This is a genomic window from Streptomyces sp. NPDC001219, from assembly GCF_053597915.1.
On record NZ_JBSFJF010000052.1, the window covers coordinates 40,469 to 57,058 of the forward strand.

The window sequence follows — 16,590 nt, forward strand, 5'->3', positions numbered from 1 at the left end:
CAAAAACGGCGGTGGGGCGCCCCTCCCAGGAGGGACGCCCCACCGCCGTGGTGTTTCCGGCCGGTCAGCCGCTGTTCGCCGGCAGCCAGCCCGTCTGGACCAGCTGCGCACCGCGCTTGCGCGTGATGAACATGGCCCGACCGGGCGTCAGGCTCTGGCCCTTGATGTTGCCCATCAGCGGACCCTCGGCCGGGTCGGCGGACAGGATCAGACCCTGCGCACCGAGCTCCTTGGTGCGCTGCATCACGGGCTCGAAGGACGACCGTCCGGCACCCGACGAGCTGCGCGCGATGATCAGACGCAGACCCAGGTCACGGGCGAACGGCAGGTACTCCAGCAGCGGCTGCAGCGGGTTGCCGCTGCTGGTCGCCACCAGGTCGTAGTCGTCCACGATGACGAACGCGTCCGGCAGGTCGTACCAGCTGCGGTTGCGCAGCTGCTCCGGCGTGACGTCCGGGCCCGGCATCCGCCGGCCCAGCGAACCGGCCAGACCGGAGATGACCTCCTGCAACTGCGGCCCCGCGGCACAGTACTTGTACATGTGGCTCTCGGGGATCTCGCCGAGCAGCGCGCGCCGGTAGTCGGAGACCACCATCAGCGCCTTGTCGGACGGGTACCGCTCGGCGATCTGCTTGGCCAGCAGACGCAGCAGCGAGGACTTGCCGGACTCGCTCTCGCCGTAGACGACCAACAGCGGGTCGGTCTCGAAGTCGATGAACGCCGGCGACAGCGTGGTCTCGTCGACACCGATCGCGATGCCGTGCTGCGGGTAGTCGTTGCCCTTGGGCAGCTCGTTGACGTGCAGCATCGTGGGCAGCATCCGCACGGCGGGGGCGGGCTCGCCCTGCCAGTGCTCGCTGACCGTCGACACCAGGTTCGCGATGCCGTCGCTGAGCGTCTCCGGGTCGCTCATCCCGTCCAGCCGCGGCAGCGCACCCAGGAAGTCGAGCTTCTCGGGCGACATACCGCGACCGGGCTTGCCCATCGGCACGTTCTCCGCGCGCTTGCGGTCGAACTCCGACTCCATCGGGTCACCCAGGCGCAGCTCGACGCGGTTGAGCAGCTGGTCGCGCAGCGCGGGACGCACCTCGGTGTAGCGCGCGCCGGCGATGATCAGGTGGACACCGAAACCGAGACCCCGGGCGGCGATGTCCAGGATCACCGGGTCCATCTGCTCGTAGTCGGTCTTGAACGTCGCCCAGCCGTCGATGACCAGGAAGACGTCGCCCCACTTCTGGTCGGGGTAGGCGCCCGACGCCCGCCGCTGGCGGTAGGTCGAGATCGAGTCGATGCTGTTGGCCCGGAAGAACTCCTCACGCTCGTTGAGGATGCCGACGACCTCGGAGACCGTACGGCGCACCTTCTCGGCGTCCAGACGCGAGGCGACCCCACCGACGTGCGGCAGACCCTCCAGGGTCAGCATGCCGCCGCCACCGAAGTCGAGGCAGTAGAACTGCACCTCGGCCGGGGTGTGGGTGAGCGCGAACGAGGCGATGGCGGCCCGGATCAGCGTGGACTTACCGGACTGCGGACCACCCACGACCAGGCCGTGACCGGCACCGGCGGAGAAGTCCAGGTACATCACGTCACGCCGCTGCTCGAACGGCTTGTCCACCAGCGCGACCGGCACCACGAGCTTGCCGAGCGCGGTGTACTCCGCCGCGTGCACGCCCCGTTCGGGGGTGACCGCGAGGGTGGGCAGCAGCTGGTTGACGGTGGGCGCCTCGTCCAGCGGGGGCAGCCACACCTGGTGCGCCGGCGGGCCCTGGCCCTGCATCCGCTGCACCATCACGTCCAGCACGGTGTCGGCCAGCGCGTCGTCGATCTCCGGCTCGGCCGCCTCGACGGCGATCGGCTCCTCGACGATCTGCTCGGCGACCGGGGCCGCGGTGAACGGCACCGGCATCCGCGTCGACCGGCCACCGGAACCGCTCCGCCCGCCGCCGCCCGGGCCGCGGTAGGTACCGGACACGTACGCGGCCTTGAACTGGACCATCGTCTCGGTGTCGTACTTCAGGATGCCGGAACCGGGGACGTTCGGCAGGTGGTAGGCGTCCGGCACTCCGATCGCGGTCCGCGACTCGGCCGCGGAGAACGTCCGCAGACCCAGCCGGTAGGACAGGAAGGTGTCCAGACCGCGCAGCTTGCCCTCTTCCAGACGCTGCGAGGCGAGCAGCATGTGCACACCCATCGATCGGCCGATCCGGCCGATCTGGATGAACATCTCGATGAAGTCGGGCTTGGCGGCGAGCAGCTCGGAGAACTCGTCGATGATCATCACCAGGGACGGCAGCGGGTCCAGCGGGGCACCCGCGGCACGCGCCTTCTCGTAGTCGGTGATGTTGGCGTAGTTGCCCGCGGAGCGCAGCAGCTCCTGACGGCGCTGGAGTTCACCGGTGATCGAGTCCCGCATGCGGTCGATCAGTGTGACGTCCTCACCGAGGTTGGTGATGACCGCCGCGACGTGCGGCATCTCCGACATACCGGTGAAGGTGGCGCCACCCTTGAAGTCCGCGAGGATGAAGTTGAGCGTCTCGGAGGAGTGGGTGACCGCCAGGGCGAGCACCAGGGTGCGCAGCACCTCGGACTTACCCGAACCGGTCGCACCGACACAGAGACCGTGCGGGCCCATGCCCTGCTGCGAGGCCTCCTTGATGTCGAGCATGACCGGCTGGCCGTCGCGGTCGACACCGATCGGGACGCGCAGCCGCTCGGCCAGCGTCCGCGGCCGCCAGGTGCGCGCCACGTCCAGGGCACCGGCGTCGCCGATGTTGAGCAGGTCGGTGAAGTCCAGGGCGGACAGCAGCGGTTCCTCGCCGTCGGCACCGGCACCCGCCCGCAGCGGGGCCAGCTGGCGGGCCAGCGCCTCCGACTCGGGGATCGACAGGGTGTCGCAGACACCGTGGTAGACCGCGCCGCTGGCCGACTCCAGCACCAGCTTGCCCGGCTGGACCTGCACGGCCAGCCCGCCCCGGATCTCGTCCAGATCGCCCGGCACGACCTCCAGGATGGTGACGCCCTGGAGGCCCTCGGCCCCGGCGATCACCGAGTCCATCGGCACGTCGCCGCCGTCCAGCACGATCACCACGTGCGGGGAGTCGGTCACCGGAGTGCCCTGCGGGTTGAAGCGGCCGCGGCCGTCCAGCTCGTCCGCGAGCAGCTCCTCGACCTCACCGAGGTCACCGACGACCAGCCGGCGCGACCCGGCGCCGTCCGTGCTCTTGTCCTGCACGTGCGGCAGCCACTTGGTCCACTCCCACTCCGCCTGCGCACCGGGCGCGGCGACGACCGCCACCGCCAGGTCCTCGGGCGAGTGCAGGGTGCACAGCTGGGCGAGGATGGCACGCGAGGCGCCGTAGACCGTGTCCGGGTCACCGGAGACGGTCAGGTGGTAGAAGGCGCGCAGCGAGACCGCGAGCGGCAGGTTGTCCAAGTGCCCGTGCTTGTCGAGGAATTCCTTCATCGCATGCGCGGTGAGCGGCTCCAGCTCGTCGACCGGAGCGGTCTCCGGGGCCCGCAGCGGGGTGGCCAGCTGCTGCGGCCCGAGCCCCAGCCGTACCTGTCCGAAGTCCGGATCGGTCGACCGCCGTTCCCACACCCGCTTGCCCTCGGCCACGACGGCCCACAACTGGCTCGGGTCGGGGTGGGTGAACAGCTGGGCGTCCCGCTGCTTACGTGCGGTGCGCCGTACCTCTTTTCGCTTCTGCGTAAGGTACTTGAGGTAATCCTGGCGCTCTTGGAGCATTTGCCCGGAAGGCCCTTGCCGAGCCTTGACGATCTGCACGATCGCCATTGCCAGAGTGGACGCCACCATAAAGCCGCCCATGATTTTCATGAACGGCTGATTGCCCATGAACAAGAATCCCGCCGAGGACGCCATGCCCATCATGGGCATAAGGGTCATCAGCATGTTCTCTGATTCGCCCTCACGCGGAAGCTCCGGAGGTGCCTCGAGTGTCACCTCCTCCGAGGGGACTTCGGGTGGCAGCGCGCGGGGCGGGCGCTTGACGATGACAACGCTCACCGAGGCATCAGTCCTTCATGCATCTCGCAGTCTCGGACCGCCCCCGTTGGATTCGACGGTCCCCCGAGCCAAGTACGTGGCCCGACGCAGGCGTTGATCCTACTGTTAACCGCCGAGCCTCGGGGCGGGTGGGGCGGCCGCCGAATTGGACGGTACGCTGACGCCTCGCGAGCGCGCCACAGCCCCGTAGAGACGGCTCTATATATAGGGCGCGCGAAGCGACAAAACGCCCAACGGATAGGGGGAACCGCCAGGTGAGCACGAGCACTGGCACCGGCTTTTGCCGGGTCACAGTCGCCGCGCCGGATGCACGGATCGACGTGGCTCTGCCGGAAGACGTCGCACTCGTGGACATTTATCCGGAGATTCTGCGGCTCTCCGGCCAGTCCCAGGCGGAGGGCGCCCCGACCGGCTATCACCTAGTGCGCCGCGACGGCACGGTTCTTGACGCCGGGCAGTCGCTCGCACAGCAGCAGATCCTCGACGGCGACCTCCTTCTCCTGAAGCCGTTCGCCGAGTCGCTGCCGCTCCCGGTCTTCGACGACGTCTCCGACGCCGTCGCCTCCGCGGTCAAGCGCAACCGCAGCCGCTGGAGCGACGACCTCATGCACGTCGTCGGCCTGAGCGCCGGTGTGCTCCTGCTCGTCATGATGGCGTTCGCCCTGTGGTTCTCGAACCCCGCCGAGCGCGACATGCACCGGCTGCCCGGCATCATCGCCGGCGTCGTCGGCATCGTCCTGGTCGCGCTCGCCGGCGTCCGCGCCCGCGTCTACGACGACCACGGCTCCTCCATCGCGCTGGGCCTGGCCGCGCTCCCGCACCTGCTGCTCGCCGGCTCCGGGATCTTCCCCGCGGAGGAGGGCGGCCCCGGCCGGCTGCACCTCCTCGTCGGCTGTGTGACCGTACTGATCGCCTCGGCGCTCCTGGTGGTCCTGCTGCCGCGCGGTGACGCACCCTTCGTCGCCGCCGCGTTCCTCTCCGCCATGGGCACCCTCGCGGTCTTCGCCGCGATCCTCACCGACGCCGCCCCCAGCAAGGTCGCCGCCGTCACCGCCGTCGTCGCCATCGCCCTGGTCGCCTGGCTGCCCGGCCTCTCCGCCCGCTTCGCCCGGCTGCCCATCGGCTACAAGTCGCCCGACCAGATCGCCAAGGGCTCCTACGACAACAGCGGCGAGACCGAGTCCGTCGACTTCGTCAAGATCGGCAACCAGGCCAAGCGCGGCCACGAGCTGCTGCTCGGCCTCGTCGCCGGCTGCTCCGCCCTGGTCGTCGGCTCGGCCGGTGTGGTCCTCGGCTTCTCCGACAACACGTGGGCGCAGCTGCTGGCGCTGGCCGCGGGCATCACGATCATGCTGCGGGCCCGGCTCTTCGACTACACCGCGCAGGTCGCCTGCCTGACCATCGCGGGCATCCTCACGATCGTCCTGCTGATCCTGGGCCTCACCCTGAACCCGCCGCTGGACATCTTCGTCGACCTGGCCAAGTTCCAGGACTCCGGACCGCTGAACATCCGCACCGTCTGGTTCACCAGCAGCATCGCGGCGGGCGCCGCCCTCCTGGTGGGTGTCGGCCTGGTCGTCCCGCGCAAGGGCGTCACCCCCTTCTGGGGCCGGATCTTCGACCTCTTCGACGGTCTGATCCTGCTGTCCCTGGTGCCGCTGTGCCTGGCGGTCCTGGACGTGTACGCCACGGTCCGCGGCCTCACCAGCAGCAGCTAGCCCCCGGCGCACCGGCCCTTTCCACGGCCCCCCGACCAGCCGGTCGGGGGGCCGTCGCCAGCTGGTACGCTGTGTGACGGCCCGGTCGAGTCATCCAAGATTCCCTGTGAAGCAAACCAGGGGCGCTCACGGGCCGAAACCAAGAGGAGTACCGCGTGTCGCTCGACGCCGCTACCAAGAAGCAGATCATGGCCGAGTTCGCCACCAAGGAGGGTGACACCGGTTCCCCCGAGGTTCAGGTCGCGATGCTCTCCCGTCGCATCTCGGACCTGACCGAGCACCTCAAGACCCACAAGCACGACCACCACTCCCGCCGTGGTCTGCTGCTGCTCGTCGGCCAGCGCCGCCGCCTGCTGCAGTACCTGGCGAAGAAGGACATCACGCGCTTCCGTGCGCTGGTCGAGCGCCTGGGCATCCGCCGCGGCGCGGCGGGCGCCAAGTAAGACGCCGTAGAGGGAGCGGTTCCCACCGGGGGCCGCTCCCTTTGCCATACGCACCGGACTCCGTCCCGCCGCGAGGTGGACGGAAGCTTTGTAGTCTGGTGCCATATCGCAAAAAGCGAATGCGGTAGGAGCGCCACCTGGCCGCCGGTCCTCGGTAGTGGCCCCCGGAAGATCCACGGAGACCCGTGGTCACTGCTCCGGGTGCTTCGATCGAAGACCGGCCCGTACCGGCGCTCCACCGACGACGGTCCCCTGCCACACGGGCAGCGGACACATATGAGGAGATATTCCTGGTGGAGAACGAGACCCACTACGCCGAGGCCGTGATCGACAACGGTTCCTTCGGCACCCGCACCATCCGCTTCGAGACGGGCCGCCTGGCCAAGCAGGCCGCCGGTTCCGCCGTGGCGTACCTGGACGACGACACCATGGTGCTGTCGGCCACCTCCGCTTCCAAGACCCCGAAGGACCAGCTGGACTTCTTCCCGCTGACCGTCGACGTCGAGGAGCGGATGTACGCAGCCGGGAAGATCCCCGGCTCCTTCTTCCGCCGTGAGGGCCGCCCCTCCGAGGACGCGATCCTCACCTGCCGGCTGATCGACCGGCCGCTGCGCCCCTCCTTCAAGAAGGGCCTGCGCAACGAGATCCAGATCGTCGAGACGGTCATGGCGCTCAACCCCGACCACCTCTACGACGTGGTCGCGATCAACGCCGCCTCCTGCTCCACGCAGCTGGCCGGTCTGCCCTTCTCCGGCCCCGTCGGCGGCACCCGTGTCGCGCTGATCAACGGCCAGTGGGTGGGCTTCCCGACCCACACCGAGCTCGAGGACGCCGTCTTCGACATGGTCGTGGCCGGCCGCGTCCTCCCGGACGGCGACGTCGCGATCATGATGGTCGAGGCCGAGGCCACCGAGAAGACCATCCAGCTGGTCAAGGACGGCGCCGAGGCCCCGACCGAAGAGGTCGTCGCCGCCGGTCTGGAAGCCGCCAAGCCCTTCATCAAGGTGCTGTGCAAGGCCCAGTCGGACCTCGCGGCCAAGGCCGCCAAGCCCGTCGGCGAGTTCCCGATCTTCCTCGACTACCAGGACGACGTCCTGGAGGCCCTCACCAAGGCCGTCAAGGACGAGCTCTCCCAGGCGCTGACCATCGCCGGCAAGCAGGAGCGCGAGAACGAGCTGGACCGCGTCAAGGGTCTGGCCGCCGAGAAGCTGCTGCCGGAGTTCGAGGGCCGCGAGAAGGAGATCTCCGCCGCGTACCGCTCGCTGACCAAGACCCTGGTCCGTGAGCGCGTCATCAAGGAGAAGAAGCGCATCGACGGCCGCGGCGTCACGGACATCCGTACGCTCGCCGCCGAGGTCGAGGCCATCCCGCGGGTGCACGGCTCCGCCCTGTTCGAGCGTGGCGAGACCCAGATCCTGGGCGTCACCACCCTCAACATGCTCCGCATGGAGCAGCAGCTGGACACCCTCTCCCCGGTGACCCGCAAGCGCTACATGCACAACTACAACTTCCCGCCGTACTCCGTCGGTGAGACCGGCCGTGTGGGCGCCCCCAAGCGCCGCGAGATCGGCCACGGTGCGCTCGCCGAGCGCGCCATCATGCCGGTCCTGCCGACCCGCGAGGAGTTCCCCTACGCGATCCGCCAGGTCTCCGAGGCGCTGGGCTCCAACGGCTCGACCTCCATGGGCTCGGTCTGCGCCTCGACCATGTCGCTGCTGAACGCCGGTGTGCCCCTCAAGGCCCCGGTCGCCGGTATCGCCATGGGCCTGATCTCCCAGGAGATCGACGGCCAGACCCACTACGTCGCCCTCACCGACATCCTCGGTGCGGAGGACGCCTTCGGTGACATGGACTTCAAGGTCGCCGGCACCAAGCAGTTCGTGACCGCGCTGCAGCTCGACACCAAGCTCGACGGCATCCCCGCCTCGGTCCTGGCCGCCGCGCTGAAGCAGGCCCGCGACGCCCGTCTGCACATCCTCGATGTGATGAACGAGGCCATCGACGTTCCGGACGAGATGTCCCCGAACGCCCCGCGGATCATCACCGTCAAGATCCCGGTGGACAAGATCGGTGAGGTCATCGGCCCCAAGGGCAAGATGATCAACCAGATCCAGGAGGACACCGGCGCCGACATCACGATCGAGGACGACGGCACGATCTACATCGGTGCCGCCGACGGTCCGGCCGCCGAGGCCGCCCGCGCCACGATCAACGGCATCGCCAACCCGACCATGCCGGAGGTCGGCGAGCGCTACCTGGGCACGGTCGTCAAGACCACGACCTTCGGTGCGTTCGTCTCCCTGCTCCCGGGCAAGGACGGCCTGCTGCACATCTCGCAGATCCGCAAGCTCGCCGGTGGCAAGCGCGTGGAGAACGTCGAGGACGTGCTCGCGGTCGGTGCCAAGGTCCAGGTCGAGATCGCCGAGATCGACCAGCGCGGCAAGCTCTCCCTGATCCCGGTGATCGAGGAAGAGGATGCGGCCGGGGACACGAAGGACGACGCCGCCAAGTGACGTCCCGTACGCACACGACGACGGCCCGCACCTCCACGGAGGGGCGGGCCGTCGCCCGTACCCAAACGCTTCTCAAGGGCACCGCTGGTGCCGGCGAGGTCCGCCGGACCACCCTGCCCGGCGGTCTGCGCATCGTCACCGAGACGCTTCCGACGGTCCGCTCCGTCACCTTCGGGATCTGGGCGAACGTCGGTTCCCGTGACGAGACCCCGTCGCTGAACGGCGCCACGCACTACCTGGAACACCTGCTCTTCAAGGGCACCGAGCGGCGCAGCGCACTGGACATCTCCGCCGCGGTCGACGCGGTCGGCGGTGAGATGAACGCCTTCACCGCGAAGGAGTACACCTGCTACTACGCGCGGGTGCTGGACACCGATCTGCCGCTCGCCATCGACGTGGTGTGCGACATGCTCACCGGCTCGCTGGTGGAGGCCGAGGACGTGGACGCCGAGCGCGGCGTCATCCTCGAAGAGATCGCGATGACCGAGGACGACCCGGGCGACTGTGTGCACGACCTGTTCGCGCACACCATGCTCGGTGACACCCCGCTCGGCCGCCCGGTCCTGGGCACCGTCGACACCGTCAACGCCCTCACCCCCGAGCGCATCCGCCGCTTCTACAAGAAGCACTACGACCCCACCCACCTCGTCGTCACGGCCGCCGGCAACATCGACCACGCCAAGGTCGTCCGCCTGGTCCGCCGCGCCTTCGAGCAGGCCGGGGCCCTGGACCGGACGGACGCCGTCCCGATGGCGCCGCGCTCCGGCAGCCGTGCCCTGCGCACCGCCGGCCGCGTCGAACTGCTCAACCGCAAGACCGAGCAGGCCCATGTGATCCTCGGGATGCCCGGGATGGCGCGCAACGACGACCGGCGCTGGGCGATGGGCGTGCTGAACACCGCCCTGGGCGGCGGGATGAGCTCCCGCCTCTTCCAGGAGATCCGCGAGAAGCGCGGCCTGGCCTACAGCGTGTACTCGTACACCTCGGGCTTCGCCGACTGCGGACTGTTCGGCGTCTACGCCGGCTGCCGCCCCAGCCAGGTGCACGACGTCCTCAAGATCTGCCGCGACGAACTCGACCAGGTGGCCTCGCACGGCCTCACCGACGACGAGATCCGCCGCGCGATCGGCCAGCTGCGCGGCTCCACCGTCCTCGGCCTGGAGGACAGCGGCGCGCTGATGCACCGCCTCGGCAAGAGCGAGCTGTGCTGGGGCGAGCAGATGTCGGTCGACGACATGCTGGCCCGGATCGCGGCCGTCACCCCGGACGAGGTGCGCGAGGTGGCCCGGGACATCCTGGGCACCCGCCCGTCGCTGTCCGTCATCGGCCCGCTGAAGGAACGGCAGGCGGCCCGGCTGGACGACGTCGTCGCCTAGGCCCGCCGCGATACCACCAAGAGAGAGACGGGAAACGATGAGCAAGCTGCGCGTGGCCGTACTGGGAGCCCAGGGGCGCATCGGCTCCGAGGCCGTACGGGCCGTCGAGGGCGCCGAGGACATGGAGCTGGTCGCGGGCCTCGGCCGGGGCGACAAGCTGGAGACGCTGGTCGAGGCCGGCGCCCAGGTCGTGGTCGAGCTGACCAACCCCGGCGCGGTGATGGGCAACCTCGACTTCTGTGTGCGGCACGGGATTCACGCGGTGGTCGGCACGACCGGGTGGACCGATGAGCGCCTCGCGCAGCTGCGCACCTCGCTCGCCGCCTCGCCCGGGGCGGGCGTGCTCATCGCCCCGAACTTCTCCATCGGCGCGGTGCTGACCATGCGGTTCGCCCAGCAGGCGGCCCGCTTCTTCGAGTCGGCCGAGGTCGTCGAGCTGCACCACCCGAAGAAGGCGGACGCCCCGTCCGGCACCGCCGCCCGCACCGCCCAGCTGATCGCCACGGCCCGGGAGGAGGCCGGCTGCGCCCCGCAGCCGGACGCCACCAGCACCGCGCTGGACGGCGCCCGCGGCGCGGACGTGGACGGCGTGCCCGTGCACTCCGTACGGCTGCGCGGTCTGCTGGCCCACCAGGAGGTGCTCTTCGGCGGGGAGGGCGAGACCCTCACCATCCGCCATGACTCCCTCCACCACAGCAGCTTCATGCCGGGCATCCTGCTCGGTGTGCGCCGGGTGGTGAACACCCCGGGCCTGACCGTCGGCCTGGAAAACTTCCTCGACCTGGGCTGACGGACATGGGCGGAAAGATCACGTACTTCTTCCTCGCCACCGTGCTGGTCCTGGTGTTCGGCGTGGTGGCGCTGGAGGGCGTACTCCTCCTGCTGACCGGCGAGCCGGCCGCCATGGGCATGGGGGCGGTGGCCTTCCTGCTGCCATGCGTCGGCGGCTGGTTCCTCTGGCACAACACCCGCTTCGCCCGCGACGCCCACCGGCTGTCGCGGGTGCTGGAGGCCGAGGGCGGGCTGCCCGCCGACGAGCTCCAGCGCACCCCCGGCGGCCGGATCGACCGGGACGCGGCCGACGCGGTCTTCGCCCGGCGGCAGGCCGAGACGGAGGAAGCCCCCGGCGACTGGCGTACGTGGTTCCGGCTCGCGGTCGCCTACCACGACGCCCGCGACACCCCGCGCGCCCGCAAGGCGATGCAGCGCGCCATCGCCCTGCACGACGACAAGCCCGTCCCGGCCGCCTGACCCGTCCGGCGGATCAGGACCGGACCGGTCCTGACCCGCGGAGCGCGCGATGTCCGGCATCCAGGGCGGACGAGCGCCCGGGACTCAGCCGCGGTACTCCGCCGCCCAGGCCTCCAGTACGTCCGCGGCCCGCTCGAAGGCCTCCGGGCGGGACAGGAAGTCACCGTTGTGGTCGGTGACCAGGGTCCGCAACGGCTCGCCCCCGGTCCGCTCGACGATCAGGGCCTGGCCCTGCACCGTCCGCGGCAGCCCCAGCCAGCGCACCGGCTGCTGGCGGGTGCGCACCGAGGCGACGGCGCTCCACGGCTCGGTCGCCGTACGCAGCAGGTTCACCTGCCGCAGCCCCTGCGCGCTGACCCACAGGCCGACGCGCAGCAGCCGCAGAGCGAGGGCGATCACCAGCGCCCCGACGAGCGCGCAGACCGCGGCGCCGGGCAGCGAGCCGGCCATCGCGATGATCATCGCGGAGAGCAGCACGAACGAGGCGAGCAGCAAAAACACCGCCGCCGCCCCTACCCGCCACGGTCCGGGGCGGTAGGGACGGCGCCAGTGGTCGGGCTCGTCATGCGGAAGTGCGACGGTCTCCGCGGCACCGGGGTCGAGGTCGAGGTCGCGGTCGGCCGTCAGAAAGGGCAGGGGCACGGCTGGTCCTCACTCATGGGCACGCTGACGGAAGCTGTGACCGGTGAGGTTATCGGGACCGGCGGAGCGGAACCACTTCATGGCACGCGCCGCCCGACCCGTTCAGCGATGCGCCTCGGACTGATGCACCCGGCTCGACCCGGAACTGTCCTGCTGCAGGGCGGGAACGCCGAACAGCAGGGCGCCGGCCAGGCCGCCCACGACTGTCAGCGTGATGAGAGACTGGCCGAGGAGCTGCGCGCGGGAAGCGCGCTGACGCGGCGGGGGAGTGACATTGCTGCGGAACCGGTCTGCCTCGGCAACGAAGGCGAACGGGACGGGCTCTCGCCGGCGGAACATGAGCGGGCTCTCCTAGGAACCTCGAGGTGGGCACTGTCACAGGGTTAGACGTCTCAGGCGTCCGGTTGGTGCCCGTTTTCAGGGACTTCTGTGAAAAATATCAAGCGCCGCCCCGTGGGCTGCTATGGAGCGCCCGTTTTGCGGCTAACGCGGCATCACGTCGTCTTTCCCGGGCTGTCGGTGGCGGGCCGTAGGGTGGTCGCGCACGAGGAACGATTGGAAGGAACCGCCGGTGTCCCAGACCCCCGCCGAGAGCGCTGAGAGCCCCGACAGCGCAGCCGTCAGCTTCCGGAGCGAGGTGACGGTCGAGCTGGTCAAGCACAGCGCCGCGGACAGCGATGTGCTGTGGGCGGCCCGCGTCTCCACGGCCGGCGAGCAGTCCCTGGAGGAACTCCAGAAGGACCCGGAGCGCTCCAAGGGCTTGATCAACTACCTCATGCGGGACCGGCACGGCAGCCCCTTCGAGCACAACTCCATGACGTTCTTCATCAGCGCGCCGATCTTCGTCTTCCGCGAGTTCATGCGGCACCGCGTCGGCTGGTCGTACAACGAGGAGTCCGGCCGCTACCGTCAGCTGGACCCGGTCTTCTACGTCCCCGGCGAGTCCCGCAAGCTCGTCCAGCAGGGCCGCCCCGGCAAGTACGAGTTCGTCGACGGCACCCCGGCGCAGTACGAGCTCACCGGCCGCGTCATGGAGGACTCCTACCGCCGGGCCTACGAGGCCTACCAGGAGATGCTCGCCGCCGGCGTCGCCCGCGAGGTCGCCCGCGCGGTGCTCCCCGTCGGTCTGTTCTCGTCGATGTACGCGACCTGCAACGCCCGCTCCCTGATGCACTTCCTCGGTCTGCGCACCCAGCACGAGCAGGCGAAGGTGCCGTCGTTCCCGCAGCGGGAGATCGAAATGGTCGGCGAGCAGATGGAGGCCCACTGGGCGAAGCTCATGCCGCTCACGTACGGCGCATTCAATGCGAATGGCCGGATCGCTCCGTAAGGCCGCAGGTTGCGGGCCGTATACCGGAGCGCGCAGGACAGAAGTGCGAAGTGTCCGGATTGCGGCATTTTGAGAAGTTCATTTACGCTGAACAGACGGACCCGGCACTGCTTGAACCCCCGAGCAGGCAGTGCCGGTGTCCACATCCCTGCTCCCCAGAGGCGCATCTCGCGGTGAGCTACGAGTAGCGTGGGACCCATGGCTCCGACTTCCACACCGCAGACCCCCTTCGGGCGGGTGCTGACCGCCATGGTCACGCCGTTCACGGCGGATGGCGCTCTCGATCTCGACGGCGCGCAGCGGCTCGCCGCCCATCTGGTGGACGCCGGCAACGACGGCCTCGTCGTCAACGGCACCACCGGAGAGTCCCCGACCACCAGCGACGCGGAGAAAGCGCAGCTGGTCCGCGCGGTGGTCGATGCGGTGGGCGATCGGGCCTTCGTCGTCGCCGGAGCCGGCACCAACGACACCCGCCACAGCCTGGAGCTGGCCCGCGCCGCCCAGGACGCCGGGGCCCACGGCCTGCTCGCGGTGACGCCGTACTACAGCAAGCCCCCGCAGGAGGGCCTGCTCCGCCACTTCACGGCCATCGCGGACGCCACCGACCTCCCGGTGATGCTCTACGACATCCCGGGCCGCAGCGGTGTCCCGATCAACACCGAGACCATCGTCCGGCTCGCCGAACACCCGCGGATCGTCGCCAACAAGGACGCCAAGGGCGACCTCGGCCGCGCCAGCTGGGCCATCGCCCGCTCCAGCCTGGCCTGGTACAGCGGCGACGACATGCTGAACCTCCCGTTGCTCTCGGTCGGCGCAGTCGGCTTTGTCTCCGTGGTCGGCCATATCGTGACCCCCGAGCTGCGCGCCCTTCTGGACGCCCACCTCAACGGCGACGTCACCAAGGCCACCGAGATCCACCAGAAGCTGCTGCCCGTCTTCACCGGCATGTTCCGCACCCAGGGCGTCATCACGACCAAGGCCGCGCTCGGCCTCCAGGGGCTGCCTGCCGGACCGCTGCGGCTGCCGCTCGTGGAGCTCTCCCCCGAGGAGACCGAGCAGCTGACGCGCGATCTCGCCGCCGGCGGGGTACAGCTCTGATCACAGACTTCATAACTGAATACGGACCAACAACCGCCTTACAGCAAGTGCACGAATGTCATGCGCGCCACGTGCCCTCGACGGCAGCGTGGCGCGTGTGGTGAGGAGAGTCTTTTGAGTCATCCGCATCCTGAGCTCGGCGCCCCGCCGAAGCTTCCCAAGGGTGGCCTGCGTGTCACCCCCCTCGGCGGCCTGGGTGAAATCGGCCGCAACATGACGGTCTTCGAGTACGACGGCCGGCTGCTGATCGTCGACTGCGGAGTGCTCTTCCCCGAGGAGGAGCAGCCCGGAATCGACCTGATCCTTCCGGACTTCACGTCGATCAGGGACCGCCTCGACGACATCGACGGCATCGTGCTCACGCACGGCCACGAGGACCACATCGGTGGCGTCCCCTACCTCCTGCGCGAGAAGCCGGACATCCCCCTCATCGGCTCCAAGCTGACCCTCGCCCTCATCGAGGCCAAGCTCCAGGAGCACCGCATCCGCCCCTACACCCTCGAGGTGACCGAGGGGCACACCGAGCGGATCGGCTCGTTCGACTGCGAGTTCGTCGCGGTCAACCACTCGATCCCCGACGCCCTCGCGGTCGCCATCCGCACCCCCGCGGGCATGGTCGTCCACACCGGCGACTTCAAGATGGACCAGCTCCCGCTGGACCGCCGGCTGACGGACCTCCCCGCGTTCGCGCGGCTCGGCGAGGAAGGCATCGACCTTCTCCTCTCCGACTCCACGAACGCCGAGGTCCCGGGATTCGTCCCGCCCGAGCGGGACATCTCCAACGTCCTGCGCACGGTGTTCGCGAACGCCCAGAAGCGCATCATCGTGGCCAGCTTCGCCAGCCATGTGCACCGCATCCAGCAGATCCTCGACGCGGCGCACGAGTACGGCCGCCGGGTCGCCTTCGTCGGCCGCTCGATGGTCCGCAACATGGGCATCGCCCGCGAGCTGGGCTACCTGAAGGTCCCCGCCGGCCTGGTCGTCGACGTCAAGACGCTCGACGATCTCCCCGACGACGAGGTCGTGCTGGTCTGCACCGGCTCCCAGGGTGAGCCGATGGCCGCGCTCTCCCGGATGGCCAACCGCGATCACCAGATCCGGATCGTCCAGGGCGACACCGTGATCCTGGCCTCGTCCCTCATCCCGGGCAACGAGAACGCGGTCTACCGCGTGATCAACGGCCTCACCCGATGGGGCGCGGACGTGGTCCACAAGGGCAACGCCAAGGTCCATGTCTCGGGTCACGCCTCGGCCGGCGAGCTGCTGTACTTCTACAACATCTGCAAGCCGAAGAACCTCATGCCGGTGCACGGCGAATGGCGTCACCTGCGGGCCAACGCCGAGCTGGGCGCCCTGACCGGCGTGCGGAAGGACCGGATCGTCATCGCCGAGGACGGCGTGGTGGTCGACCTGGTCGACGGTGTCGCCAGGATCGTCGGCAAGGTCCAGGCCGGCTATGTCTACGTCGACGGCCTCTCGGTCGGCGATGTCACCGAGGCGCACCTCAAGGACCGCCGCATCCTCGGCGACGAGGGCATCATCTCGGTCTACGTGGTCGTGGACAGCACCACCGGCAAGATCGTCGGCGGCCCGGACATCCACGCCCGTGGCTCGGGCATCGACGACGCCGCGTTCTCCGGTGTGATGCCCAAGATCGACGAGGCCCTGTCCAAGTCGGCACAGGACGGCATCACCGAGCCCCACCAGCTCCAGCAGCTGGTCCGCCGCACGGTCGGTAAGTGGGTGTCGGACAACTACCGCCGTCGCCCGATGATCCTCCCCGTGGTCGTCGAGGTCTGACGGACGGAGTCGCACGTACGTGCCCAAGTGGGAGCGGGGCGCCCGGATTTGCATCCGGGCGCCCCGCTCCAGTACGTTTACGGCTCCGCCTGAACGGGAAGCACCGCGCGCCATGCGCACGGAGCACTCCGGGAAGACCGGGCGGAATTCCGGCCCAGAGTAATCTGATAAAGTCGGATCAGCCGAAAGGCAACCCCCCTCCGACGGGAAAGCAGAACGAATTCGGACCGGCAACGGAACGAAATCGGATCTGCTAGAGTCGGAAAGGCCGAAAAGCGAAAGCGAAGCGGCCGACCCCGCTCCGACAGGGGCCAGAGACGGAAACGGATCTGGTAGAGTCGGAAACGCGAAGAAGCCGAAAGGCGGAAACGCACCGGCGAAAATCGGGCCCGCAA

12 protein-coding genes are annotated in these 16,590 nt (G+C 69.3%); 9 read left to right on the forward strand and 3 right to left on the reverse strand.

All coding sequences use genetic code 11. The annotated features are described in order from the left end of the window. Nucleotides 1-64: 64 nt before the first annotated feature. Complete coding sequence (gene eccCa / locus ACWC9R_RS27515; protein WP_450735461.1) at nt 65-4,024, reverse strand: type VII secretion protein EccCa; 3,960 nt, start codon at nt 4,022-4,024, stop codon at nt 65-67. A 254-nt stretch (nt 4,025-4,278) separates the two neighbouring features. On the opposite strand from eccCa, the gene eccD reads away from it, so the two are divergent. The 6 genes from eccD to ACWC9R_RS27545 all read left to right on the forward strand — a co-directional run bounded on the left by eccD (nt 4,279) and on the right by ACWC9R_RS27545 (nt 11,325). Next, nucleotides 4,279-5,742, forward strand: a complete 1,464-nt coding sequence (eccD, locus tag ACWC9R_RS27520) for a type VII secretion integral membrane protein EccD (RefSeq protein WP_450735462.1) — start codon at nt 4,279-4,281, stop codon at nt 5,740-5,742. A gap of 155 nt (nt 5,743-5,897) precedes the next feature. After that, the gene (rpsO, locus tag ACWC9R_RS27525; protein WP_006602744.1) at nt 5,898-6,185 is read left to right on the forward strand and encodes a 30S ribosomal protein S15; all 288 of its coding nucleotides are present in this window, start codon (nt 5,898-5,900) and stop codon (nt 6,183-6,185) included. Between the two features lie 293 nt (nt 6,186-6,478). Further along, nucleotides 6,479-8,698 carry a polyribonucleotide nucleotidyltransferase gene (locus tag ACWC9R_RS27530; RefSeq protein ID WP_450735464.1) on the forward strand — a complete coding sequence of 740 codons (2,220 nt, stop codon included), beginning with the start codon at nt 6,479-6,481 and terminating at the stop codon, nt 8,696-8,698. Next, complete coding sequence (locus ACWC9R_RS27535; protein WP_450735466.1) at nt 8,695-10,074, forward strand: M16 family metallopeptidase; 1,380 nt, start codon at nt 8,695-8,697, stop codon at nt 10,072-10,074. The genes ACWC9R_RS27530 and ACWC9R_RS27535 overlap by 4 nt, the downstream gene beginning before the upstream one ends. A gap of 37 nt (nt 10,075-10,111) precedes the next feature. Then, a complete protein-coding gene (gene dapB, locus ACWC9R_RS27540; RefSeq protein ID WP_450735467.1) occupies nt 10,112-10,864 on the forward strand; it encodes a 4-hydroxy-tetrahydrodipicolinate reductase in 753 nt (250 codons plus the stop codon). A gap of 5 nt (nt 10,865-10,869) precedes the next feature. Further along, nucleotides 10,870-11,325, forward strand: coding sequence for a tetratricopeptide repeat protein (locus ACWC9R_RS27545; protein ID WP_393367063.1), 456 nt, complete (start codon nt 10,870-10,872; stop codon nt 11,323-11,325). An 84-nt stretch (nt 11,326-11,409) separates the two neighbouring features. Here the strand turns inward: ACWC9R_RS27545 and ACWC9R_RS27550 are convergent, their stop codons facing one another. Then, nucleotides 11,410-11,967, reverse strand: coding sequence for a phage holin family protein (locus tag ACWC9R_RS27550; protein ID WP_450735469.1), 558 nt, complete (start codon nt 11,965-11,967; stop codon nt 11,410-11,412). Between the two features lie 102 nt (nt 11,968-12,069). Beyond that, complete coding sequence (locus ACWC9R_RS27555) at nt 12,070-12,306, reverse strand: hypothetical protein (RefSeq protein ID WP_127153296.1); 237 nt, start codon at nt 12,304-12,306, stop codon at nt 12,070-12,072. A 232-nt stretch (nt 12,307-12,538) separates the two neighbouring features. On the opposite strand from ACWC9R_RS27555, the gene thyX reads away from it, so the two are divergent. From thyX to ACWC9R_RS27570, 3 genes are all read left to right on the forward strand, one after another. Then, nucleotides 12,539-13,297 carry an FAD-dependent thymidylate synthase gene (gene thyX, locus ACWC9R_RS27560; protein ID WP_450735470.1) on the forward strand — a complete coding sequence of 253 codons (759 nt, stop codon included), beginning with the start codon at nt 12,539-12,541 and terminating at the stop codon, nt 13,295-13,297. Between the two features lie 198 nt (nt 13,298-13,495). After that, complete coding sequence (gene dapA / locus ACWC9R_RS27565; protein ID WP_362613788.1) at nt 13,496-14,395, forward strand: 4-hydroxy-tetrahydrodipicolinate synthase; 900 nt, start codon at nt 13,496-13,498, stop codon at nt 14,393-14,395. Between the two features lie 114 nt (nt 14,396-14,509). Beyond that, entirely contained in the window at nt 14,510-16,195 is a 1,686-nt protein-coding gene (locus ACWC9R_RS27570; RefSeq protein WP_450735472.1) for a ribonuclease J, read from the forward strand. The last annotated feature ends 395 nt before the right edge of the window (nt 16,196-16,590 follow it).